19 protein-coding genes and 2 rRNA genes are annotated in these 23,553 nt (G+C 70.3%); 4 read left to right on the plus strand and 17 right to left on the minus strand.

Annotated elements, in window-relative coordinates; genetic code table 11:
• Nucleotides 1-442: 442 nt before the first annotated feature.
• On the minus strand, nt 443-1,438 hold the full coding sequence (gene hemB, locus ACZ7DE_RS04725) for a porphobilinogen synthase (RefSeq protein WP_470757847.1): 996 nt from the start codon (nt 1,436-1,438) through the stop codon (nt 443-445).
• Between the two features lie 248 nt (nt 1,439-1,686).
• Between hemB and ACZ7DE_RS04730 the strand changes: the two genes are divergently transcribed.
• Nucleotides 1,687-3,969 (plus strand): peptidoglycan recognition protein family protein, encoded by a 2,283-nt coding sequence (locus tag ACZ7DE_RS04730; protein ID WP_470757849.1) that lies wholly within the window; start codon nt 1,687-1,689, stop codon nt 3,967-3,969.
• A 309-nt stretch (nt 3,970-4,278) separates the two neighbouring features.
• Here the strand turns inward: ACZ7DE_RS04730 and ACZ7DE_RS04735 are convergent, their stop codons facing one another.
• The 5 genes from ACZ7DE_RS04735 to ACZ7DE_RS04755 all read right to left on the minus strand — a co-directional run bounded on the left by ACZ7DE_RS04735 (nt 4,279) and on the right by ACZ7DE_RS04755 (nt 9,957).
• Nucleotides 4,279-5,985, minus strand: a complete 1,707-nt coding sequence (locus ACZ7DE_RS04735) for a bifunctional uroporphyrinogen-III C-methyltransferase/uroporphyrinogen-III synthase (RefSeq protein ID WP_470757851.1) — start codon at nt 5,983-5,985, stop codon at nt 4,279-4,281.
• Nucleotides 5,982-6,941 carry a hydroxymethylbilane synthase gene (gene hemC, locus ACZ7DE_RS04740; protein ID WP_470757853.1) on the minus strand — a complete coding sequence of 320 codons (960 nt, stop codon included), beginning with the start codon at nt 6,939-6,941 and terminating at the stop codon, nt 5,982-5,984. The genes ACZ7DE_RS04735 and hemC overlap by 4 nt, the downstream gene beginning before the upstream one ends.
• Before the next feature lie 5 nt (nt 6,942-6,946).
• On the minus strand, nt 6,947-8,671 hold the full coding sequence (locus ACZ7DE_RS04745) for a glutamyl-tRNA reductase (RefSeq protein WP_470757855.1): 1,725 nt from the start codon (nt 8,669-8,671) through the stop codon (nt 6,947-6,949).
• Nucleotides 8,668-9,432: a redox-sensing transcriptional repressor Rex gene (locus ACZ7DE_RS04750; protein WP_470757857.1), complete on the minus strand. Its 765-nt coding sequence runs from the start codon at nt 9,430-9,432 to the stop codon at nt 8,668-8,670. Before ACZ7DE_RS04750 ends, ACZ7DE_RS04745 begins: the two co-directional genes overlap by 4 nt.
• A gap of 252 nt (nt 9,433-9,684) precedes the next feature.
• A complete protein-coding gene (locus ACZ7DE_RS04755; RefSeq protein WP_470757859.1) occupies nt 9,685-9,957 on the minus strand; it encodes a glutaredoxin family protein in 273 nt (90 codons plus the stop codon).
• A 102-nt stretch (nt 9,958-10,059) separates the two neighbouring features.
• Here ACZ7DE_RS04755 and ACZ7DE_RS04760 point away from each other — a divergent pair, with 102 nt between their 5' ends.
• From ACZ7DE_RS04760 to ACZ7DE_RS04770, 3 genes are all read left to right on the plus strand, one after another.
• Nucleotides 10,060-10,998, plus strand: a complete 939-nt coding sequence (locus ACZ7DE_RS04760; RefSeq protein WP_470757861.1) for an HAD family hydrolase — start codon at nt 10,060-10,062, stop codon at nt 10,996-10,998.
• A 464-nt stretch (nt 10,999-11,462) separates the two neighbouring features.
• Nucleotides 11,463-12,245: an ECF subfamily RNA polymerase sigma factor, BldN family gene (locus ACZ7DE_RS04765; RefSeq protein WP_470757863.1), complete on the plus strand. Its 783-nt coding sequence runs from the start codon at nt 11,463-11,465 to the stop codon at nt 12,243-12,245.
• 246 nt (nt 12,246-12,491) lie between these two features.
• Entirely contained in the window at nt 12,492-13,730 is a 1,239-nt protein-coding gene (locus tag ACZ7DE_RS04770; protein ID WP_470757865.1) for a DUF5667 domain-containing protein, read from the plus strand.
• A gap of 187 nt (nt 13,731-13,917) precedes the next feature.
• On the opposite strand, the gene ACZ7DE_RS04775 is transcribed toward ACZ7DE_RS04770, so the two are convergent.
• The 11 genes from ACZ7DE_RS04775 to ACZ7DE_RS04825 all read right to left on the minus strand — a co-directional run.
• On the minus strand, nt 13,918-14,985 hold the full coding sequence (locus tag ACZ7DE_RS04775) for a lysophospholipid acyltransferase family protein (RefSeq protein WP_470757867.1): 1,068 nt from the start codon (nt 14,983-14,985) through the stop codon (nt 13,918-13,920).
• A 14-nt stretch (nt 14,986-14,999) separates the two neighbouring features.
• Nucleotides 15,000-16,076: an NAD-dependent epimerase/dehydratase family protein gene (locus tag ACZ7DE_RS04780; protein ID WP_470757869.1), complete on the minus strand. Its 1,077-nt coding sequence runs from the start codon at nt 16,074-16,076 to the stop codon at nt 15,000-15,002.
• 290 nt (nt 16,077-16,366) lie between these two features.
• A complete protein-coding gene (locus ACZ7DE_RS04785; protein ID WP_003948845.1) occupies nt 16,367-16,465 on the minus strand; it encodes a 30S ribosomal protein bS22 in 99 nt (32 codons plus the stop codon).
• A gap of 179 nt (nt 16,466-16,644) precedes the next feature.
• Nucleotides 16,645-16,857, minus strand: a complete 213-nt coding sequence (locus ACZ7DE_RS04790) for a helix-turn-helix domain-containing protein (RefSeq protein WP_004984898.1) — start codon at nt 16,855-16,857, stop codon at nt 16,645-16,647.
• A gap of 134 nt (nt 16,858-16,991) precedes the next feature.
• The gene (locus ACZ7DE_RS04795) at nt 16,992-17,807 is read right to left on the minus strand and encodes a phosphatase (RefSeq protein ID WP_470757871.1); all 816 of its coding nucleotides are present in this window, start codon (nt 17,805-17,807) and stop codon (nt 16,992-16,994) included.
• Nucleotides 17,808-17,996: 189 nt separating this feature from the next.
• Complete coding sequence (locus tag ACZ7DE_RS04800; RefSeq protein ID WP_470757873.1) at nt 17,997-19,169, minus strand: acetoin utilization protein AcuC; 1,173 nt, start codon at nt 19,167-19,169, stop codon at nt 17,997-17,999.
• On the minus strand, nt 19,120-20,352 hold the full coding sequence (locus ACZ7DE_RS04805; protein ID WP_470757875.1) for an MFS transporter: 1,233 nt from the start codon (nt 20,350-20,352) through the stop codon (nt 19,120-19,122). Before ACZ7DE_RS04805 ends, ACZ7DE_RS04800 begins: the two co-directional genes overlap by 50 nt.
• Before the next feature lie 75 nt (nt 20,353-20,427).
• Nucleotides 20,428-21,138 (minus strand): VC0807 family protein, encoded by a 711-nt coding sequence (locus tag ACZ7DE_RS04810; protein ID WP_470757877.1) that lies wholly within the window; start codon nt 21,136-21,138, stop codon nt 20,428-20,430.
• Between the two features lie 93 nt (nt 21,139-21,231).
• Nucleotides 21,232-21,876 carry an HAD family hydrolase gene (locus ACZ7DE_RS04815; protein WP_470757879.1) on the minus strand — a complete coding sequence of 215 codons (645 nt, stop codon included), beginning with the start codon at nt 21,874-21,876 and terminating at the stop codon, nt 21,232-21,234.
• Nucleotides 21,877-21,949: 73 nt separating this feature from the next.
• Nucleotides 21,950-22,066, minus strand: a 5S ribosomal RNA gene (rrf, locus tag ACZ7DE_RS04820).
• A 90-nt stretch (nt 22,067-22,156) separates the two neighbouring features.
• Nucleotides 22,157-23,553, minus strand: a 23S ribosomal RNA gene (locus tag ACZ7DE_RS04825); the annotation flags it as partial.

Consider the following 23,553-nt stretch of genomic DNA (forward strand, 5'->3'; position numbering starts at 1 on the left):
GGCGCGGATGCGGATGCGAGCGTCATGGCCGCACCCTAGAGACATGGATGGTGTCTACACCGGCCTTTTCGGCATGTGGACCGCCGTCCCAGGAGCGGCGCCCCGGGCCGTCGGCGTCCCATATCGCGTCCCACGGCATCTTCGTTTCCGCAGGTCAGACCCTATGGGACCGGATCAGCGTCCCGACTTTCGCGGCCGCTGTGGAAGGTCGGGGGCCGCACGGCACAGGCTTGCCCCATGCCCACACGCTCCACTCCCCCCACCCGCCGTGCCCGGCGCGGTCCCCGGCGTAGAGCCCGTCTGCTCGCCGCCGCGCTGACCGCCGCCGCGGGGCTCGCCCTCACCGGGTGCCACGACGGCCAGGGTCTGCGCGACGAGGGCCCGTCCGGCTCCAGCACCGTGACCGGCTCCGCCCCGGACGCCCCGCGTTCGCGCGGACCGGCTACGACCGCAGCTTCTGAGCTGCCTCGGTGGCCCAGTAGGTGAGGATGTTGCGCGCCCCGGCCCGCTTGATGCCGGTCAGCGTCTCGAAGATCGCCCGGTCGCGCTCGACCCAGCCCTTCTCGGCGGCGGCCTCGATCATCGAGTACTCGCCGGAGATCTGGTACGCGGCGACCGGCACGTCCACGGCGTCGGCGACGCGCGCCAGGATGTCGAGGTAGGGGCCGGCCGGCTTGACCATGACCATGTCCGCGCCCTCCTCCAGGTCGAGCGCGAGCTCGCGCATCGACTCACGGAGGTTGGCCGGGTCCTGCTGGTAGGTCTTGCGGTCGCCCTTGAGCGAGGACCCGACGGCCTCCCGGAAGGGCCCGTAGAAGGCGGAGGAGTACTTGGCCGTGTAGGCGAGGATCGCGACGTCCTCCCGCCCGATCTGGTCGAGCGCGTCGCGGATGACCCCGATCTGCCCGTCCATCATCCCGCTGGGCCCCACCACATGGGCCCCGGCGTCGGCCTGGACCTGCGCCATCTCGGCGTACCGCTCCAGGGTGGCGTCGTTGTCGACGCGCCCTTCCTCGTCCAGCACACCGCAGTGCCCGTGATCGGTCGTCTCGTCCAGGCACAGGTCGGACATGACCAGCAGGTCGTCCCCGACCTCGGCGCGCACGTCCCGGATGGCGACCTGCAGGATCCCGTCCGGATCGGTCCCGGGCGTCCCCAGAGCGTCCTTCTTGGCCTCCTCCGGCACGCCGAAGAGCATGATCCCGGAGACCCCGGCCTGCACGGCCTCCAGCGCGGCCTTCTTCAGACTGTCGCGGGTGTGCTGCACGACCCCGGGCATCGCCTTGATCGGCACCGGCTCGCTGACGCCCTCCCGCACGAACGCGGGCAGGATGAAGTCCGCGGGGTGCAGCCGGGTCTCCGCGACCATGCGCCGCATGACGGGAGTGGTGCGCAGCCGCCGGGGACGCGTACCGGGGAAGGATCCGTACTTCGTCATGCGCCCTACGCTACGCCCGCCCCGGCAGCGCCTTTGCCGACGCCCCGTCGGCCCGAGGCCTCGCCGTCGGCCGGTGAACCAGGTCACCAAGATCCCCGCCGGTGTGACGGTTTCGAGCCGCCCTCCGCTCTGTGTATGGGCCATCTGTACGTCAGGTGTGCCCTCCGAAACCGGTGTTGTGACTTTCAGGGGTGGGCTTCGTCGTGAATCGACGTCGACGTGGAACGCGTGCGTACAGACCGCTGAGCATGAAGAGGCGGGCCTGGTTGACGCTGGGTGCGGTGGTCCTGGGCGGCGGGGGCGTGGTCACCTACGCCGTCGCCAGCCCGTCCGCCGATCAGGGCACCCGGCCCAAGCGGCCGGTGAAGGTCTACGACCTCGCCCTGAAGGGCGCCTCGGCCGACCGCCGGGAACTGGCGCGCACCGACACCGAGGAGTTCTCGCTGCTCGGCGTGACCTGGACCGGAGGCGCCAGGAGACTCGTCGGCACCGCACAGGTGCGCACCCGCAGCGTCGCGACCGGCGAGTGGAGCGCCTGGCACGACCTCGAGCTGGACGTCGACCCGCTGGACGAACCGGGCCCCAAGGTGCGCGGCGCGTCCGAGCCGGCCTGGGTCGGCCCGTCCGACGGCGTACAGGTGCAGGTCGTCCGCAAGAACGGCACGACCGCCGCGCTGCCCAAGGGGCTGCAGGTCAGCCTGGTCGACCCGGGCGTGGTGACCGATGCCGAGACGATGACCGGCGCCGAGCCCGCGGGGTTCGTCACGGACCCGAGCCCCGGTGCGACCGACTCCCCGTCCGCCGACCCCTCCGCCCCGACCGGTGAGCCCACCGACCCCGCCTCGGCCTCGCCGCCCGACACGGTCACCACCGAACCCACCGCCACCGACTCCGTCTCCGCCTCACCGACGGACACCCCGCCGACGGCCACCGGACCGGCCTCCACGAGCGCCGCGCCCCCGACGACGAGTCCGACGCCCACCGCCACACCCGCGCCCACCGCGCCACCGTCCACCGTGCCCGAGCCGCCGATCCGCTCGCGCGCCGTCTGGGGCGCCGACGAGTCGATCAGCCCCGACGCACCGGAGTACAACAAGGACGTCAAGGTGATGTTCGTGCACCACACGGACGGCGCCAACGACTACACCTGTGACCAGTCGCCCTCGATCATCCGCAGCATCTACGCGTATCACGTGCAGGTCAGCGGCTGGAAGGACATCGGCTACAACTTCCTGGTCGACAAGTGCGGGACCCTCTTCGAGGGCCGCAAGGGCGGCGTCGGCCTGCCCGTGTTCGGCGCCCACACCTACGGCTGGAACCGGGAGTCCGCGGCCGTCGCCGTGATCGGCGACTACACCCAGACGACCGCGACCACCGCCGCGCTCACCTCCATCGCCCGCCTCGCGGCATGGAAGCTCGGCCAGTACGGCGCCGACCCGTCCGGAAGCACCCAGCTCACGGCGGGCGCCACCCAGACGAACTTCTTCGGCAAGAGCTTCACCTCGGGCAGCCCGTACACCTTCAACCGGATATCCGGTCACCGCGACGGCTACAACACGCAGTGCCCCGGCGGCCTCCTCTACGACCAGCTGCCGGCCGTCCGCGCCCTGGCGGCCGGCCCGGTGCAGGGCCTGAAGATCACGTCGGTGGCCGGCGCGAGCCCGTCGGGCTCGACGTACTACACCAGGGGCGCCGTCACCGTGAAGTGGACGGCGACCACACCCGGTTCGCTGATCTCGAAGTTCGAGCTGCTGGTCGACGGCAAGGCGACCGCCACCGCGACCGGGACGGCCACCTCGGCGAGCGCCACCCTGGCCCTGGGCAGCCACACCGTCGCCGTCCGGGCGGTCCACCAGTCCGGGCGGACCACCACGACCGCGGCGCTGAACGTCGTCGCGGACACGACGCTCCCGGCGTTCACCACCGCCCCGAACCTCTCCCTGCGGACGGGCACGGTCAGCGCCACCGCCGTGCCGGTCACGCTGGGCTGGAAGGCCACCGACGACAAGGCCCTGCGCTCCGTGCAGCTGCTGTCGCCCACCGCCGCGACCTTCGGCCCGACCGTCACCGGCTCCGGCCGTACCGCCAAGCCCGGCACCGCGACCACCTGGTCCCTGCGGGCCTACGACTACGCGGGCAACTACCGCGCCGCCTCGGTCTCCGCCACCCCGGTGATCCTGCAGGAAACCTCCGCCGTCAAGTCCGGCAGCTGGACCGCGCGCTCCTCCACGAGCTACCTCGGCGGCAAGTCCTACTCCAGCGGCTCCAAGGGCGCAGCCCTCACCTGGACCTTCACGGGCCGTTCCGCCTCCTGGGTGGTCTCCCGCGCCTCCACCTCCGGCCAGGCGTACGTCTACGTCGACGGCGCCAAGGCCGCGACCGTGGACCTGAGGTCCGCCACCGCGCTCTACCGCCAGGCGATCTGGACCAGGACCTGGACCGGCAGCGCCAAGCACACGGTCAAGATCGTGATCGTGGGCACCAGCGGACGCCCGACCGTCACCACCGACGGTCTGGTCTACGTCAAGTAGACCGACCGGCCCCCCGCCCGGGTCCGGGCCCAGCGCTCCGGACCCGGCTGTCCTCGGGCGGGCTTGAGGCAGCGTGAAGCGGGCCGACCGCAACCCGTGCGGAGGCCCGGGGAGCGCGCAGCGCAGACGTACGCGCGTGAACAGCCGCTCCCGCCTGCGGACGCGCCCGGAGTACGGGCCCGGAGAGACCGCGAGGCCCCGCACCCGGTCGAAGGGTGCGGGGCCTCCTGTACTCGGTCGGGCCGCCTGCGCGGGGCCCCGCCCGGGATCAGCGGGCGGAGCGCCCCCCGAGGAGCGCTCCGCCTCGCCTCACGTGGCTCGCCTGCGCCGCGCCCCCGGCCTCCGCTCGCTCGGCCGGGTCACCGGGTCGCCGGCCTCCTGCGCCGCGGCCCGGCGCCGCAGGCCGAAGTCCGCCAGCGCCTCGGCCAGCTTGTGCACGGACGGCTCGGGGGCCATGACGTCGACGCGGAGCCCGTGCTCCTCCGCGGTCTTCGCGGTGGCCGGACCGATGCAGGCGATCACCGTCACGTTGTGCGGCTTGCCGGCGATGCCCACCAGGTTGCGCACCGTGGACGACGACGTGAAGAGCACGGCGTCGAACCCGCCGCCCTTGATCGCCTCCCGTGTCTCGGCCGGCGGCGGCGAGGCCCGCACGGTCCGGTAGGCGGTGACGTCGTCGACCTCCCAGCCCAGCTCGATGAGCCCGGCGACCAGGGTCTCGGTGGCGATGTCGGCCCGCGGCAGGAACACCCGGTCGATCGGGTCGAAGACGGGGTCGTAGGGCGGCCAGTCCTCCAGCAGCCCGGCGGCGCTCTGCTCGCCGCTCGGCACCAGGTCCGGCTTCACGCCGAAGGCGATGAGCGCCTTCGCCGTCTGCTCGCCGACCGCGGCCACCTTGATGCCGGCGAAGGCGCGCGCGTCGAGCCCGTACTCCTCGAACTTCTCCCGCACCGCCTTGACCGCGTTGACGGACGTGAAGGCGATCCACTCGTAGCGGCCCGTCACCAGGCCCTTGACCGCGCGCTCCATCTGCTGGGGCGTGCGCGGCGGCTCGACGGCGATCGTCGGCACCTCGTGCGGCACGGCCCCGTAGGACCGCAGCTGGTCGGAGAGCGACGCCGCCTGCTCCTTCGTGCGCGGCACGAGCACCTTCCAGCCGAACAGCGGCTTGGACTCGAACCACGCCAGCTGGTCGCGCTGGGCGGGGGCGGAACGCTCGCCGACCACGACTATCACCGGCCGGCCGCCCTCGGGCGAGGGCAGCACCTTCGCCTGCTTGAGGGTCTGCGCGATGGTGCCGAGGGTCGCCGTCCAGGTCCGCTGCCGCGTCGTCGTGCCGGCGACCGTGACCGTCATCGGGGTGTCGGGCTTGCGGCCCGCCGACACCAGCTCGCCCGCGGCCGAGGCCACGGAGTCCAGGGTCGTCGACACCACGACCGTCCCGTCGGACGCGCCGACCTCGGTCCAGCAGCGGTCCGAGGCCGTCCGCGCGTCGACGAACCGCACGTCCGCGCCCTGGGCGTCGCGCAGCGGCACCCCGGCGTACGCGGGCACGCCGACGGCGGCCGCGACGCCCGGGACCACCTCGAAGGGCACACCGGCGGCAGCGCACGCGAGCATTTCCTCCGCCGCGTACGCATCGAGTCCCGGGTCCCCGGACACCGCACGGACGACCCGCCTGCCGCCCCGCGCGGCCTCCATGACAAGATGTGCGGCATCGCGCACAGCGGGTGCCTCAGCGGTTGTTGACGTGCCGTCAACGACCGTCGGGAACGGCGTGCCCGTGCCCGGAAGAGGGTCCGACGAAGGACCTGCTTCCGCGTTCACGACGGTGACGCCGGGCCTGGCGTGCGTCCGCACGACGTCGAGCACCTCGTGCTCGGCGACGAGGACGTCCGCGTGCGCCAGCGCCTCCACGGCGCGCAGAGTCAGCAGTCCCGGATCCCCGGGTCCGGCACCCAGGAAGGTGACGTGCCCGTGTTCAGGACCGGCGGCGGGAAGGGTGGTGGGGCTCACTGCGCTCGCTCCCCCATCAGACCGGCCGCGCCCTGGGCAAGCATCTCGGCGGCGAGTTCGCGACCGAGCGCCATTGCCCGGTCGTGCGTCTCGGGCACGGGACCGGTGGTGGACAGCTGCACCGTGCGAGAGCCGTCGGTCGTGCCGACGACGCCCCGCAGGCGCATTTCCTTGACAATCTGCCCGTCGGCCAGCAAGTCGGCCAGCGCGCCCACAGGGGCGCTGCAGCCGGCTTCCAGGGCGGCGAGCAGTGACCGTTCGGCGGTCACGGCGACCCGCGTGAACGGGTCGTCGAGCTCACCGAGCGCGGCGACGAGGTCCGCGTTGTCCGCGGCGCATTCGATCGCCAGTGCTCCCTGGCCGGGAGCGGGCAGAACCGTGTCTATCGACAGGAAGTCGGTGACCTCGTCGATGCGGCCGATGCGGCTGAGGCCGGCCGCGGCCAGCACCACCGCGTCCAGCTCGCCGTCGTGCACGTACCGGATCCGGGTGTCGACGTTCCCGCGGATCGGCACGGTCTCGATGTCCAGCCCGTGGGCGCGTGCGTACGCGTTCAGCTGGGCCATGCGGCGCGGCGAGCCCGTGCCGATGCGCGCCCCGCGCGGCAGGTCGGTGAACTTCAGCGCGTCCCGGGCGACGATCACGTCGCGGGGGTCCTCGCGCACCGGTATGGCGGCCAGGACCAGGTCCTCGGGCTGCGTGGTCGGCAGGTCCTTCAGCGAGTGAACCGCGAAGTCGACCTCGCCCTTGGCCAGCGCGTCGCGCAGCGCGGTCACGAAGACTCCCGTGCCGCCGATCTGTGCGAGGTGCTCGCGGGAGACGTCGCCGTAGGTGGTGATCTCGACGAGTTCCACGGGCCGTCCGGTCACCTGGCTCACGGCGTCCGCGACCTGCCCGGACTGGGCCATGGCGAGCTTGCTGCGCCTCGTCCCCAGTCTCAGTGCCTTCGTACTCATGCCGCTCATGCCGGCCCTCGGTTCTCTGCGTTCTTCTCGGTGCTGTCCTCGGCCCGGGACACGGCGGCCACCGTCTCCTGGTCGAGGTCGAACAGGGTCCGCAGCGCGTCCGCGTACCCGGCGCCGCCGGGCTCCGCCGCGAGCTGCTTGACCCGTACGGTCGGCGCGTGCAGCAGCTTGTCGACGACGCGCTTCACGGTCTGCGTGATCTCGGCGCGGTGCTTGTCGTCCAGGCCGGGCAGCCGTCCGTCGAGCCGCGCGATCTCGCCGGCCACGACGTCGGCGGCCATGGCGCGCAGGGCGACCACGGTCGGGGTGATGTGCGCGGCCCGCTGCGCGGCGCCGAAGGCGGCGACCTCGTCGGCGACGATCCGCCGCACCTCGTCGACGTCGGCGGCCATCGGAGCGTCGGCGGAGGCCTCCGAGAGCGACTCGATGTCCACCAGGCGCACTCCGGCCAGCCGGTGCACGGCCGCGTCGACGTCCCGCGGCATCGCGAGGTCGAGCAGGAAGAGCGCGGGCTGCGGCCGGACGGGCGTGGCGACCTGCTCGGGCCTGCGGCGCTCGGGGATGCGGCCGACGGCGGCGGCGGTCGCGGCGAGCGCGACGATCAGCTCGGCGTCCGTCTCGGGGCTGCGGCGCGAGCCGACGCGCCGGTCCACGGTCGCGTTGTCGACCCAGGCCGCGTGCTGCTCCAGCGTGGCCGCGTCCATGCCGGCGACGGCGGCCTCCCCCATCACGGAGAAGCCGGTCTGCGGCACGGGGGCCTGCTGGACGGCTGCCAGGTCCAGCGGGCAGTTCGCGTCGGCGCCCACGGAGGTGGGCGGCAGCGGCCGTACGTCCGTGTCCGTGGCCGCGGTCTCCTCGTCGAAGGCGACGGCGGCGCCGGTGCGGCCCTCGACGGCCGCCGCGACCGCCTCCGCCGTCAGGACCAGGCCCGTCGCCCCGGTACAGGAGACGGCCACGTCGGCACGTGTCAGCTCGGCCGGCACCGATTCCATCGGTACCGCGCGGGCCGACACGTCCGTGCCGTCGGCCTCGGCGAGTATCTGCGCGAGCCGCTCGGCGCGGTCGAGGGTGCGGTTGGCGACGACGACCTCGGAGATCCCGGCGCGCGCCAGGGTGGCCGCGGCCAGCGACGACATGGACCCGGCGCCGATGACGAGCGCCCGCTTGCCCCGCGCCCAGTCCCGCACGTCCTCGCCCGTGGCGAGCTGCTCCAGGCCGAAGGTGACCAGGGACTGCCCGGCGCGGTCGATGCCGGTCTCGGAGTGGGCGCGTTTGCCGACCCGCAGGGCCTGCTGGAACAGGTCGTTCAGCAGCCGTCCGGCGGTGTGCAGTTCCTGCGCCCGGGCCAGCGAGTCCTTGATCTGCCCGAGGATCTGGCCCTCGCCGACGACCATCGAGTCCAGCCCGCAGGCCACCGAGAAGAAGTGGTGGACGGCGCGGTCCTCGTAGTGCACGTAGAGATAGGGAGTGAGCTCCTCCAGGCCGACCCCGCTGTGCTGGGCGAGCAGCGTGGACAGCTCGGCGACGCCCGCGTGGAACTTGTCCACGTCGGCGTACAGCTCGATCCGGTTGCAGGTGGCGAGGACGGCGGCCTCGGCGGCCGGTTCGGCCGCGACCGTGTCCTGCAACAGCTTGAACTGGGCGTCCGTGGACAGCGAGGCGCGCTCGAGCACGCTCACCGGGGCGCTGCGGTGGCTCAGTCCGACGACGAGGAGACTCATGCCGGCATCACGGCGGGCACGTCCCCGTCGGGTCCCTGGTCGGTGGAGTCGCCGCGGCCGACGGGCGCGGCGAGGGCCGCCTCGTTCAGCGCGGCCTCCTCGCCGGCCTTGCGCTGCTCGTGGAAGGCGAGGATCTGCAGCTCGATGGAGAGGTCGACCTTGCGCACGTCGACGCCGTCGGGCACGGACAGCACGGTCGGCGCGAAGTTCAGGATGGAGGTGACCCCGGCGGCCACGAGCCGGTCGCAGACCTGCTGGGCGACGGACGGCGGGGTGGTGATCACGCCGATGGACACGCCGTTGTCGGAGATGATCTTCTCCAGGCCGTCGCTGTGCTGCACGGCGATCCCGGCGACCTGCTTCCCGGCCATCGCGGGATCGGCGTCGATGAGCGCCGCGACCCGGAAGCCGCGTGAGGCGAATCCGCCGTAGTTGGCCAGCGCCGCGCCGAGGTTTCCGATGCCGACGATCACTACCGGCCAGTCCTGGGTGAGCCCGAGCTCACGGGAGATCTGGTAGACGAGATACTCGACGTCGTAGCCGACGCCCCGGGTTCCGTAGGAGCCCAGGTAGGAGAAGTCCTTGCGCAGCTTGGCGGAGTTGACCCCCGCCGCGGCCGCGAGCTCCTCGGAGGAGACCGTGGGCACCGAGCGCTCCGACAGTGCGGTCAGCGCGCGGAGGTACAGCGGAAGCCGGGCGACGGTGGCCTCGGGAATCCCTCGGCTACGGGTCGCCGGTCGGTGAGTTCGGCCAGTTGCCACGGTGCTCCTGCGGGTAGAGCGGGGCTGCAGGCGGTCACACGTTCCCAGACCGCCCCGTCGACAGCAGGCTATGTCTTTGTGAACGCGTGCACAAAGATGGTGTCCGATTTGCCCGGCCAACGTGACCGGGGTCACGCGCGTCATTCCAGGGGGCAAAACCGCCACTCTCCTCGTGAATCCCGCCCCCGAGACCGAACCGCCATCGATCCTAAGCGACGTTCGACATGGCCTTGTACTGCTCGGTCAGTTCCGTCATCCGGCCAGTTCCCGGCGCAGCCGGCCCTCGTCCACCCGCCAGAAGGTGTGCTGCCTCCCGTCCACCAGGACGACCGGAATCTGCTCCCAGTACTGGTCGTACAGGGCCCGGTCGTCGGCGATGTCCTTCTGCTCCCAGGGCACGCCGAGCTCCCCGCAGACCTTTTCGATCACGCGTTCCGCGTCGTCGCACAAATGGCAGCCGGACTTGCGGATGAGGGTGACGGACCTCTCGCCCGGGTCGGCCTTACGTCGAAAGAGGGGACTCATATCGCCATTCTCCCGCTTCCTTAACGGCAGGGCCGCGGAGAGTTCACACCCTTCGTACCTCTCGGATCCGGAACCACCGAACAGACTGGCTATGCTCACGCCATGGCCGCTCTAGGATGGCTCACTCCCCGTAGGCGCTCCGCCACGGCGCGGAGCGTGTTGGCAGGCGAGGCCTCGGCGGAGGCAGCCCGCAAGTCCACACAGGAAGCCGTGGACTCCCAGGACACCCTGGACACTTCCGGCTGGGAACCGCAGTTCCCGGTGCACGGCGACGCGATGGCCGCCGCCTTCTTCGACCTCGACAACACCGTCATGCAGGGCGCCGCGCTCTTCCACTTCGGGCGCGGCCTGTACAAGCGGAAGTTCTTCGAGACCCGCGACCTGGTCCGCTTCGCCTGGCAGCAGGCGTGGTTCCGGCTGGCCGGGGTCGAGGACCCCGAGCACATGCAGGAGGCCCGCGACTCCGCGCTGTCCATCGTGCAGGGCCACCGCGTCTCCGAGCTGATGTCGATCGGCGAGGAGATCTACGACGAGTACATGGCCGAGCGCATCTGGCCGGGCACCCGCGCCCTCGCCCAGGCGCACCTGGACGCCGGCCAGAAGGTGTGGCTGGTGACGGCGGCCCCCGTGGAGATCGCCCAGGTGATCGCCCGCCGCCTCGGCCTCACCGGCGCGCTGGGCACGGTCGCGGAGTCGGTCGACGGCGTCTACACGGGCAAGCTGGTGGGCGAGCCCCTGCACGGGCCCGCGAAGGCGGAGGCGGTGCGCGCGCTGGCCGCGGCGGAGAACCTGGACCTGTCGCGCTGCGCGGCGTACAGCGACTCCCACAACGACATCCCGATGCTCTCCCTGGTCGGCCACCCCTACGCCATCAACCCCGACGCCAAGCTGCGCAGGCACGCCCACAATCTCGACTGGCGCCTGCGCGACTACCGCACGGGCCGCAAGGCGGCGAAGGTCGGCATCCCGGCGGCGGCGGGCGTGGGCGCGGTCGCGGGCGGCACCGCGGCGGCGATCGCACTGCACCGGCGACGGCGGTAGCGCGACCGCACCGGGGGCGCGGGAGAGACGCCGGGCGGCCGGGAGAGACACAGGACGTCGGCAGACCACGAGAGACACGAAGAGCGGCCGAGACGGTACGACAATCGTCCGGCCGCTTCGTCATGCCGCCCGACAACACTCCACACCCACGAGCAAACCCGGCCGATCCGACGGTGGTACCCCCGTAACCCCCCATCCAGTCCCGTTGTCCGCGCACAGCCACAACCCGCCCGGGACCGACACGAAACTCGAACCTTTTCGATCACCAATCGCTCACCCTAGGCGACTTGATCGAGCGCCAATAGGCCACAGAAGCGACGTAATCGATGATTTGAGCAACTCGGTGTAGCAGGGCCTGCACGAAGCGTTATTCTCCTCAGACGCAATCCGGTACCCCTCCTGTCGCTACGACGGGTGAACGGTTCCGCACTGCACGTGATGGAAGCTCTGCCTCTGGGAGTCCCGTGTACCCACACGTCGGGGTTGACACCTCGGGCCTGGCTACGCTGCGCGCAACGGTCGCTACGGTCCAGGACCTGTTGCGCGGCTTCGTCCCCACCGCGTACGCCGTCCCCGCCTTCGCCACCGCCGCTCCGGCGGGCCCGTGCTACGCACTGGCGGAAGGCAGCGCCGCGGTCGGCAGAAGAGGACGCTCGACCGGCGGGCCCACCAGCACCCGCCGACCGGCCGCCGACAGCGACAGCGCCCGGATGATGGACCTCGTCGAACGCGCACAGGCCGGCGAGGCCGACGCCTTCGGGCGCCTGTACGACCAGTACAGCGACACCGTGTACCGCTACATCTACTACCGGGTGGGCGGCAAGGCGACAGCCGAGGACCTCACCAGCGAGACGTTCCTGCGCGCCCTGCGCCGCATCGGGACGTTCACCTGGCAGGGCCGCGACTTCGGCGCCTGGCTCGTCACCATCGCCCGCAACCTCGTCGCCGACCACTTCAAGTCCAGCCGATTCCGGCTGGAAGTGACCACCGGCGAGATGCTCGACGCCAACGAGGTCGAGCGCTCCCCCGAGGACTCCGTCCTGGAGTCCCTCTCCAACGCCGCGCTCCTGGACGCGGTGCGCCGGCTCAACCCCCAGCAGCAGGAGTGCGTGACACTCCGGTTCCTGCAGGGCCTGTCCGTCGCCGAGACCGCCCGCGTGATGGGCAAGAACGAGGGCGCCATCAAAACCCTGCAGTACCGGGCCGTCCGCACCCTCGCCCGGCTCCTGCCCGAAGACGCCCGCTGACCGGACCCGTCCGCAGCCTACTGTCGGCAATCCCCAACTCACTTTCAGTGAAAGTCCGTTGACTTCCCGATCCGTTCATCCGCCGTCCGTAACCCAAGTGCCGCGCCAGTCGTTGTGCGGGATACAGGCTCCCTGTGGTCACCTCCTGGCCGACCCGGATCACTCGATCGTGTGGAACCGGCCGGGGGCGTGCAACCCTCAGGACCCCCGGGGAGTCGACCGTCATGACGAGAGGAGGTGCCGCCTGTGATCGCGAACGTATCGGCACACCGGCGGGCGAACGCCTTCGCCCAGGCCCTGGAGGAGCAGTCCGACCAGAGCACGGCGGCCGAGCAGACCGAAGGATCACCGCCGGCGCCGGCCGCTGCGGACCAGACCGAGCAGGGCCATCTCCTGGCCCTCGCCACGAGTCTCGCCGAGCTGCCCAAGCCGGAACTCGACCCCCAGGTCAAGGTCGTCCAGCGGGCCCAGTTGGTCGCCGCGATGGAGGCCATGCTGCAGGCGGGCACCGCCGGAGGCGAAGCGACGGACCCCTCGGTGCCGGAGCAACGCTCCCACCGGGCGAAAGGCACACACCGGGCCGGCCCCCTGGGCAAGTTCCGCCCCCGTTCCCGCCTCGCCAAGGGCCTCACCGCGGGCGGCCTCAGCGTCGGCGTCGCGGCCGGAGCCTTCGGCGGAGTCGCCGCGGCGAGCTCCGACGCCCTCCCCGGCGACGGGCTCTACGGGCTGAAGCGCGGCATCGAGGACTTCAAGCTCAACTACCTGGCCGAAGGTGACGACGAACGCGGTCGCACCTACCTCGACCAGGCCTCCACCCGGCTCAGCGAAGCCCGCCGGCTCATGGAACGGGGCCGCAGCGGCGACCTCGACCACGAGTCCCTCGGCGAGATCCGCCGCGCCCTGAACGGCGTACAGCACGACGCGACGGAGGGCCACCGCCTCCTCCACGAGGCGTACCAACGCGACCCGGGCTCCCTGGGCCCCATCCAGGCCCTCGACGCGTTCACCCGCTCGCACCGCGAGGCCTGGGGCGCCCTGCGCGACCGCCTGCCGGTCCAGCTCGGCGACGTCAGCCAGCAGGTCTCGTCGGTCTTCGAAGCCATAGACGAAGAGGTCGCCCCGCTGCAGTCCCTGCTCCCGCAACGCCCGGCACAGGGCGGCGGCGCCCGTCACGGCTCCGGCTCGGCGTCCACCGGCGCCTCGGAGAGCAGCCGCTCGACCGCCCCCGGCACCGGCGCGGGCAAGGGCCCGTCCACCGGGGCGGGCAGCACCGGCAGCAGCCCCAGCAAGTCGTCCACCTCCGGAACCACCGGGGACGACGGCCTGCTCGGCGGCAACACCGGAGGCCTGCTCGACCCGCCGAACGACGACGGCAGCACCGACCCGACGACCACGCCTCCCAGCACCCAACCGGACGTCACCCTCCCGCCCCTGCTCCCCGGCCTGCTCCCGGGCCTGGGCATCGACGGCGAGGACGCGGGCTAGCAAGCGCGACGTCGGTGGGGGTGCCCTTTTCCGAGCAAGGGCACCCCCACCGACGTATCGCCGACTCTTCTTGCGTCTGCCGGCCTCACACCGCTGCGCGGGCCTCGCCCGGCCGCGCCGGACTCCGGCCGACGGTCCACCCGCCCACGCCGACCCACGGCAGTCCGCGCCGGCGCACAGCCGGCCGTCAGAAGAACACCGACCGCCGCTGCACCAGCAGTTTGTACAGCGTGTGCTGGATCTGTTCGCGTACCTGGTCGGTCAGGTTGAACATCAGCATCGGGTCCTCGGCTGCCTCCGGCGGGAAACCGTCCGTCGGGATGGGCTCGCCGAACTGGATCGTCCACTTGGTCGGCAGCGGGATCGCGCCCAGGGGACCCAGCCAGGGGAACGTCGGCGTCAGCGGGAAGTACGGGAAACCCAGCACCCGCGCCAGGGTCTTGGCGTTGCCGATCATCGGGTAGATCTCCTCCGCCCCGACGATCGAGCAGGGGATGATCGGAGCGCCCTGCCGCAGGGCCGTGGAGACGAAGCCGCCCCGGCCGAACCGCTGGAGCTTGTACCGCTCGCTGAACGGCTTCCCGATGCCCTTGAAGCCCTCCGGCATGACCCCCACCAGTTCGCCCTGGCCCAGCAGCCGTTCGGCGTCCTCCGCGCAGGCGAGGGTGTGACCGAGCTTGCGGGCCAGCTCGTTGACGACCGGCAGCACGAAGACGAGGTCGGCGGCCAGCAGACGCAGATGACGGCCCGCCGGATGGTGGTCGTGGACGGCGACCTGCATCATCAGGCCGTCCAGCGGCAGCGTCCCGGAGTGGTTGGCGACGATCAGCGCGCCCCCCTCGGCCGGGATGTTCTCGACGCCCTTCACCTCGACCCGGAAGTACTTCTCGTACACCGGCCGCAACAGGGACATCAGGACCTGGTCGGTCAGCTCCTCGTCGTAGCCGAAGTCGTCGACCTCGTAGTCGCCGGTGAGGCGCCGGCGCAGGAAGGACAGGCCGCCCGCGATCCGCCGCTCCAGGCTGCCGCCGCCTCCGGCCTCGTGCCCCCGATCCTCACCCGTCACGGGAACATCATCCTGCCCCGCCGCCCGAGTGGGCAGGGGCTGGACCTCCCCGACCTCGCCGATCTCCCGGACCGGCGCGGGCTCGCCGTTCTTGCGCCGGCTCCCCGTCCCCCGGCGCCGGGACGGTCGCGCCACGGCGCTCCCCCGGGACCGGTCGTCGTCGAACGGAATGACCTTGGCGTCCGCCATCGTTGATGCGCTCCTCAGTTGGCGCTCGGCGTCGGGGAATGGGCCGGGGCGTGACCGCCGCCGCCCGGCAGCGGCAGCGCGGCGATCCGGTCGACGGCCCCGGCGACGGCCTCGGGCGGCAGCAGCCCGGGCCCGTGGCTGCGCGCGAAGTCCTCGAAGGTCCCGGCCGTCGTGTAGCGCGGCGTGAACCCCAGCGTCTCGCGCATCTGCACCGTCGACACGACCCGTCCATGGGTGAGCAGCCGGATCTGCTCGGGCGAGAAGTCCGTCATGCCCAGCGTACGCACCAAGGACCCCGCCCAGGTGACGGCGGGCAGCAGCAGCGGCACGGTGGGCCGCCCGAGCCGGCGCGAGCACTGGGACAGCAGCAGCACGCCGTCGCCGGCGATGTTGAAGGTGCCGCTGTTGAGCGTGCCCCGCTCCGGCTCGTGCGAGGCGATCCGCAGCACCTCGATCACGTCGTCCTCGTGCACGAACTGCAGCCGGGGGTCGTAACCGAACACGGTGGGCAGCACGGGCAGCGAGAAGTAGGAGGCCAGCGGCGTCTCGGCGGTGGGCCCGAGGATGTTGGCGAACCTCAGCACGCACACGGCGACGTCGGGCCGTCGCCGGGCGAACCCGCGGACGTACCCCTCCACCTCGACGGCGTCCTTGGCGAAGCCGCCGCTGGGCAGCGACTTGGCGGAGGTCGTCTCGGTGAAGACGGCGGGATCGCGGGGCGCGGACCCGTAGACGTTGGTGCTGGACTTGACGACCAGCCGCTTCACGTTCGGCGACTTCTGACAGGCGCCGAGCAGCTGCATGGTCCCGATGACGTTGGTCTCCTTGACCGTGGTCCGGCTGCCGCTGCCCAGCGCCGTCGCCGTCACGTCCAGGTGGACGACCGTGTCGGCGCCGGTCTCGGCGAGCACCCGCGCGATCGTCGGCTGGCGGAGGTCGGCCTGGATGAAGTCGGCGCCTCCGAGATGGTGCTCGGGTGACACGGCGTCGACGGCGATCACACGGTCGACCTGTGGGTCCCGCTGGATCCGTCGTACGAACCGACCCCCCAGCTGACGGGCCACTCCGGTAACGAGCACGACCTTTCCCAAGATCAGCGCCTTCCTTCCGTCCTGGAACCGCCTGGCTACCCTGCCGCGTTCCCGTCTCCGGGCCAACTTATCGGGTCGATATTGCGCTGTGATGACCGCCCGATGCACGACGTGACCAAAACAGTCGGTCGTACGTCCGGATCAGCCATGATGCCCGTCCGGACATACGCACGGCGTTCAGCCGGGCGCACAGAGCCTGGATATACGTGTGGCCCCCCACCGATAACACGGTGGGGGGCCACACGACGCCTACGCGGCTCGCGTCGCGAAGAAGTAAGTTCGTTCGCCTACTACTTCTTGTTGCGACGCTGAACGCGCGTGCGCTTGAGCAGCTTGCGGTGCTTCTTCTTGGCCATCCGCTTGCGCCGCTTCTTGATAACAGAGCCCACGACTACCCTCGCTCACTTCTCATCACTCGGTGCTGGGCGCCATGGGCCCATACGACCTACGAGGGGCTAGCCTACCCGCCCGAGCGCTGAGGTCGTAATCGAGAGCCGGAGAGGCCCGGGACGGCCCTGCGGCCGGACCCCTCCGCCCTGTCGGCCTGCCCTGTGGACAGGCCCGGCCGTCAGGCGGTTTCCACCCCCACATAGCTCTCGCGGAGGTACTCGTGAACCGCTTGCTCGGGGACGCGGAAGGACCGCCCCACCCGGATCGCGGGCAGATGACCGCTGTGCACCAGCCGGTACACGGTCATCTTCGACACTCGCATCACCGAGGCGACTTCCGCCACGGTAAGGAACTGAACCTCGTTCAGAGGCCTCTCGCCAGCTGCAGCCATGACACACCTGAACCTTCCGCACTCGACTCGACGGCCACCGGCTTCCCCTTCCGGTGACTCTTCGTCGCTGCGTGCTCACTCCCCAATGTAGGGGCGGGTGATGCGAGTGGGGAAGAGGTGCACCCATCAGCGGCCTACTGTGACAGACACGCTCGATTGAGTACGTAGCGGGTCAGCGGCCTGTAGTAATCGGACCGCACGGCGTCATCAAGTGGAACGACCACGGAGACGGTCCCCTCGGCCTCCCCCACGAACAGCGCGGGATCGTCGGTGTCCGCCAGACCGATGGCCTCGAACCCCAGCTGACCTGCCCCGCAGACCCATCCGTGGTCCCCGATCACGAGCTCGGGCAGCCGTCCGCCGGCCTCCGCCGCCGCGGCGAGCGCCACCCGAACCGGCAGCGGAGAATGACTGTGCGCACCGGTCGCACAACCGGCGCGCTCGGCACCGGCCTCCCGGACGACGGCGACGCCCCGTACGTACTCGAGGTTGTGGGTGCGTAGACCGAACCGGGTCGTTATGTCGACACAGTGACCCTGCGCCGGGGTGAGGACATCACATCCCGCCGACGACAAAGCGTCCGCAAGACCGGCGTAGAACCCCAGCAGCCGATGCGGATGCCCGGTGCCGATGAGCACGGCGGCGCCACGCTGGGCGACCGAGGCCAGCCGCTCCGCGAAGGCGTCCAGAGCCGCCAACGTCCGCTCGGGGTCGATCACATCATGCCCGGAGACACAGTCGGGGTCGGCCGAGACCCCGCACTTGTCCGCCATCAACGCGATCAGATCCCGCTGCCCCCAACTCCACTGGGGATCAAGCCCGATCAGCACCCGCGGATCCCGGGCGGCGAACAGCCGGTAACTCCGCAGACTCTCCTCCCTGGAGGTCGCCACCGCTCCGGCCAACCGCGCAGCCAGCAGATGCGCCCGAAGGGCCCCGGTACTCAACACGGGAGCGATGCTGGCGGACAAAGCACGAACAGGGGGAGGAAACGGGAGAACAACGCACGGTCGGCGTAAGCGACGAACAACCGGCCAGCGCGGTGCGCTTCGGCCCCTGGGACAGGGACGCGGAAACAGAGTACGCGGAACAGGGGACGCGGGACGGAGAGGGCCAGAGAAGCCCCTGGGCGCCCGCCCCTACGCCAGCAGCCCCCGCAACGGGAACACGGCCCGCCGGGTGGCCAACACGGCCTGATCCAGCCGATCGGCGGGGTCGTACCCCGCGTCCCACTCCGCCCACCCCACGGGCCACCGCCCGTCGGTCATCCGCACCGGCCCCAACTGCCGGGTACGGGCGAACACCTCCTGCCGCCACCCCTCCGGGATCACCGTCTCCGGAGCGACGGGCGCCCCGGCGGCCACCCCCACCAGATGCGCCCACGACCGCGGCACCACCTCCACCACCGCGTAGCCGCCCCCGCCCAACGCGACCCACTTCCCCCCGGCGTACTCGTGCGCCAGATCGTGGCAGGCCACCTGCACCGCCCGCTGCGCGTCGAGAGACACCGCGAGATGAGCCAGCGGATCCTCGAAGTGCGTGTCGGCCCCGTGCTGCGTCACCAGCACATCCGGCCGGAAGTCGGCGATCAGCTCCGGCACCACCGCGTGAAACGCGCGCAACCAGCCCGCGTCCCCGGTCCCCGCCGGCAGGGCGACGTTCACCGCCGAACCCTCCGCCGCCTCGCCACCGGTCTCCTCCGGCCAACCCGTCTGCGGAAACAACGTACGGGGATGCTCGTGCAGCGAGATCGTCAGCACCCGCGGATCGTCCCAGAACGCCGCCTGCACGCCGTCCCCGTGATGCACGTCCACGTCCACGTACGCGACCCGCTCGGCCCCGAGCTCCAGCAACCGGGCGATGGCCAACGAGGCGTCGTTGTAGATGCAGAACCCCGACGCACCCCCCGGCATCGCATGGTGCAACCCGCCCGAGAAGTTCACCGCGTGCAACGCCGTCCCCCGCCACACGGCCTCCGCGGCCCCCACGGACAGTCCGGCGATCAGAGCGGACACCTCGTGCATCCCCGCGAAGGCCGGATCGTCCATCGTCCCCAGCCCGTAGGCCTGGTCCGCCGCCCCCGGGTCCGCCGACGCCGCCTTCACGGCGTCGACGTAGTCCTCCCGGTGCACGAGCCGCAGCGTCGACTCCCCGGCGGGCTTCGCCGCGACGACGTCCAACTCCCGGTCGAGCCCCAGGGCCCCGACCAGCCTCCGGGTCAGATCCAGCCTGACCGGATCCATCGGATGCTCGGGCCCGAAGTCATAGCCCGTTACTGCCTCGTCCCACATCAGCTGTGCGCGGCCGCTCATGCCCGCCACCGTATCGGTCCGGTTGAGCGGCGAACGACCGGGCGTACACCAACGTCACCAGCACCAACACCATCGGCACCACCATCGCCCCCCGATACGTCCAGGCGTCCCCCAACGCCCCGACCAACGGCGAACCGATCAGGAACCCGACGTAGTTGAAGACATTGAGACGAGCGATCGCCGCGTCCGACGCCCCCGGGAACAACCGCCCCGCCGCCGCGAACGTCTGCGGCACCAGCACACACAGCCCCAGCCCCACCAACGTGAACCCGAGCATCCCCACCCACGCCCCGGGCGCGCCCGCCACCACCGCGAACCCGCCCGCCGCCACCAGCGCCCCCACCCGCACCACGGCCGCCGCGCCGAACCGCCGTACCCCGAAGTCCCCGATGGCCCGCCCGAGCAGCGTGGTCACCATGTACACGTTGTACGGGACGGTCGCCAGCTGCTCCGAACTCCCCAGCACGTCCTGCAGATACTTCGCACTCCAGTTGGAGACCGTCGAGTCCCCGATGTAGGCGAAGGTCATCACCAGACACAGCGGCAGCAACATCGTGAAGACGACTCCCGAGCCACCGCTCCCCGACCTCTCGTCCCCCGCTTCGGCCACCGCCCCGACGTCCGCGCCCCCGTCGACGTACCACCGGCTCCCCACCAGAGCGGCCGGCAACAGCACGGCCACCACCGGCAGGTACGACACCCACAGCGCGAGGTGCCAGTGCGCGCCCACCCACGCCAGCGAGGCCCCCACGATCCCGCCCAGGCTGTACACGGCGTGGAAACCGAGCATGATGCTGCGCCCGTACTGCCGCTGCAGACTCACCCCGAGCATGTTCATCGAGGCGTCCAGCGCCCCCACCGCGAGCCCGAACACCGCCAGGGCGGCCCCCAGCTCCGCCATTCCCCGCCCCGCCCCGACACCCAGCAGGGCCAGCAGCACCACCGGCTGGGACCAGCGCAGCAACCGGCTCGGCGGTATGCGCTTCACCAGCTGCTCGGTCGTGACGCTCCCGACACCGGCCAGCACAGGCACGGCCGCGAGAAAGGCCGGCAGCAGCGCGTCCGAGACGTCGTACCGGTCCTGGATGGCCGGGATCCGGGTCACGAGCAGAGCGAACGCGGCCCCCTGCGCGAAGAAGCTGAACGCCAAAGAGGCCCTACCGCGCCGCAGCACATCTGTCATGGCGGCGAGCGTAGGGCCCCGGCGTACTCGTGGGTAGATCCAGCCAAAGATGAATTCTCCTCAGCTTTGCCGGACTCACCGGGCGAGGGCGACCTCGGGCATCTCCACCTCGGCCTCGGCGTCCAGCCCGGCCTTCGCCTCGAAGGCGACCATGGCCTCCATCGGTCCGGCCCCCAGCGCCCCGCCGAGCACGATCCCCAGCGCAATCGCCACCACCATGACCACCGACCCCAGCCACACCATCGTGTCCACCGGCACGGTGAACGCGCCCACCACCCGCACGACGCACTCGACGAGCAGCACCGCACCCCAGACCAGCGAGAAGGCCCTCTCCCGCCGCCGGAAGTCGGCCGACGCGGTCGACACACCGCTCTCCAGCCGCTCCCACGCCGCCGCCCTGATCGCGTCGCTCTTCACCAGGAACGGCTTGAGGGCGGCGGTCATCATCGGCCTGCCCAGCGCCACGGACACCAGGATGCCGATCCCTACCGTGCTGCTGACCCCGCTGTCCTTGGCCAGCATCAGCCGCGGATCCCCCGAGACGAAGCTCAGCGCCAGGCCGACCACGTTGACGACGAGGATGAGCCCGGCGAGGCCGTTGACCGTCCGCTCCCTGACCACGCTCCACAGGGTCCGCCCGGCCGGCAGCACGCTGCTCCAGGCGAGAGCGGCGAACGTGCTCATCCCGAACGCGCCCTTGAACAGGTAGTACGACCCGAGCGGCACCGCCACGTCCACGAGGAGCGGGCCGAAGGCGTTCTGCTTCTTGTGCTGGTTCGTCGTCATGCACACAGCTTCGCCGCCGGCGGGGGTCGCCCAGTAGAAACGATCGTCCGGAGCTAGGCATGACAATTGTCAGCCCCGTCGGCGTGCCGGCCGTCAGACCAGCAGGTCAGCCAACTTCCCCATGTCGGAGAAGAGTTGCGTGGCACCCGCGAGCTTCGCGGCCGGAGTCATCGCGGTGAACCCGTACACGTCCATCCCCGCCGCCACGGCCGCCTGCACGCCCAGCGGACTGTCCTCCACGACCACGCAACGCCCCGGAGCCACACCCATCCGCTCGGCCGCGTACAGGAACAGATCGGGGGCCGGCTTCCCCTTCCCCACGTCCTGCGAGCTGAAGACGCGGTCCTCCGTGAACCACCGGTCCAGCCCGGTCTTCCGATGCCCGACGCGGATCCGCTCGTGGCTCCCCGAGGACGCCACGCAGTACGGCACCCCGTCCGCGGCCAGCTTCGCGAGGACGTCCAACGCTCCGGCCACGGGCTCCAGCTCGGCCTCGAAGGCCGCGAACACCCGCCGGTGAAAGGTGTCGTCGAACTCCGCCGGCAGCCGCCGACCGGTGCGCTCCTGGACCAGGTCGTGGATCCGGTGCATCGCGGACCCCATGTAGTCCCGGATGGAGTCCTCGTAGGACGTGGGGTGCCCGAGCTCGGTCAGATAGGCGGCCAGAAGTCTGTTGGAGATCGGCTCACTGTCGACGAGCACGCCGTCGTTGTCGAAGATCACCAGGTCGTAGCGCATGCCAGAACCCTAAACGAACCCGGAACGCAGAAAACCCCCGCACCATGAGGTGCGGGGGTCTCCCACAATATTTGTTCGGCGGTGTCCTACTCTCCCACAGGGTCCCCCCTGCAGTACCATCGGCGCTGTAAGGCTTAGCTTCCGGGTTCGGAATGTAACCGGGCGTTTCCCTCACGCTATGACCACCGAAACACTATGAAACTGTTCAGCCGCACCATGCCGTGACCATGGCATGGGGCCGTTCGTGGTTTCAGAACCAACACAGTGGACGCGAGCAACTGAGGACAAGCCCTCGGCCTATTAGTACCAGTCAGCTTCACCCATTACTGGGCTTCCACATCCGGCCTATCAACCCAGTCGTCTACTGGGAGCCTTACCCCATCAAGTGGGTGGGAATACTCATCTCGAAGCAGGCTTCCCGCTTAGATGCTTTCAGCGGTTATCCCTCCCGAACGTAGCCAACCAGCCATGCCCTTGGCAGAACAACTGGCACACCAGAGGTTCGTCCGTCCCGGTCCTCTCGTACTAGGGACAGCCCTTCTCAATATTCCTGCGCGCACAGCGGATAGGGACCGAACTGTCTCACGACGTTCTAAACCCAGCTCGCGTACCGCTTTAATGGGCGAACAGCCCAACCCTTGGGACCGACTCCAGCCCCAGGATGCGACGAGCCGACATCGAGGTGCCAAACCATCCCGTCGATATGGACTCTTGGGGAAGATCAGCCTGTTATCCCCGGGGTACCTTTTATCCGTTGAGCGACGGCGCTTCCACAAGCCACCGCCGGATCACTAGTCCCGACTTTCGTCCCTGCTCGACCCGTCGGTCTCACAGTCAAGCTCCCTTGTGCACTTACACTCAACACCTGATTGCCAACCAGGCTGAGGGAACCTTTGGGCGCCTCCGTTACTCTTTAGGAGGCAACCGCCCCAGTTAAACTACCCATCAGACACTGTCCCTGATCCGGATCACGGACCCAGGTTAGACATCCAGCACGACCAGAGTGGTATTTCAACGACGACTCCACAACCACTGGCGTGGCCGCTTCAAAGTCTCCCACCTATCCTACACAAGCCGAACCGAACACCAATATCAAACTGTAGTAAAGGTCCCGGGGTCTTTCCGTCCTGCTGCGCGAAACGAGCATCTTTACTCGTAGTGCAATTTCACCGGGCCTATGGTTGAGACAGTCGAGAAGTCGTTACGCCATTCGTGCAGGTCGGAACTTACCCGACAAGGAATTTCGCTACCTTAGGATGGTTATAGTTACCACCGCCGTTTACTGGCGCTTAAGTTCTCAGCTTCGCCAAGACGAATCTTGACTAACCGGTCCCCTTAACGTTCCAGCACCGGGCAGGCGTCAGTCCGTATACATCGCCTTACGGCTTCGCACGGACCTGTGTTTTTAGTAAACAGTCGCTTCTCGCTGGTCTCTGCGGCCACCCCCAGCTCACCGTGTAAAACGGATCACCAGACGTGGCCCCCCTTCTCCCGAAGTTACGGGGGCATTTTGCCGAGTTCCTTAACCATAGTTCACCCGAACGCCTCGGTATTCTCTACCTGACCACCTGAGTCGGTTTAGGGTACGGGCCGCCATGAAACTCGCTAGAGGCTTTTCTCGACAGCATAGGATCATCCACTTCGCCACAATCGGCTCGGCATCAGGTCTCAGACTAT

The sequence above is a fragment of the Streptomyces sp. NPDC037083 genome (assembly GCF_055606485.1).

Coding starts and splice junctions, on each gene's coding strand:
- hemB (WP_470757847.1), bottom strand. CDS start 1,438: ATGACGAAGTACGGATCCTTCCCCGGTACGCGTCCCCGGCGGCTGCGC.
- ACZ7DE_RS04730 (WP_470757849.1), top strand. CDS start 1,687: ATGAAGAGGCGGGCCTGGTTGACGCTGGGTGCGGTGGTCCTGGGCGGC.
- hemC (WP_470757853.1), bottom strand. CDS start 6,941: ATGAGTACGAAGGCACTGAGACTGGGGACGAGGCGCAGCAAGCTCGCC.
- ACZ7DE_RS04745 (WP_470757855.1), bottom strand. CDS start 8,671: ATGAGTCTCCTCGTCGTCGGACTGAGCCACCGCAGCGCCCCGGTGAGC.
- ACZ7DE_RS04755 (WP_470757859.1), bottom strand. CDS start 9,957: ATGAGTCCCCTCTTTCGACGTAAGGCCGACCCGGGCGAGAGGTCCGTC.
- ACZ7DE_RS04760 (WP_470757861.1), top strand. CDS start 10,060: ATGGCCGCTCTAGGATGGCTCACTCCCCGTAGGCGCTCCGCCACGGCG.
- ACZ7DE_RS04775 (WP_470757867.1), bottom strand. CDS start 14,985: ATGGCGGACGCCAAGGTCATTCCGTTCGACGACGACCGGTCCCGGGGG.
- ACZ7DE_RS04790 (WP_004984898.1), bottom strand. CDS start 16,857: ATGGCTGCAGCTGGCGAGAGGCCTCTGAACGAGGTTCAGTTCCTTACC.
- ACZ7DE_RS04800 (WP_470757873.1), bottom strand. CDS start 19,169: ATGAGCGGCCGCGCACAGCTGATGTGGGACGAGGCAGTAACGGGCTAT.
- ACZ7DE_RS04805 (WP_470757875.1), bottom strand. CDS start 20,352: ATGACAGATGTGCTGCGGCGCGGTAGGGCCTCTTTGGCGTTCAGCTTC.
- ACZ7DE_RS04810 (WP_470757877.1), bottom strand. CDS start 21,138: ATGACGACGAACCAGCACAAGAAGCAGAACGCCTTCGGCCCGCTCCTC.
- ACZ7DE_RS04815 (WP_470757879.1), bottom strand. CDS start 21,876: ATGCGCTACGACCTGGTGATCTTCGACAACGACGGCGTGCTCGTCGAC.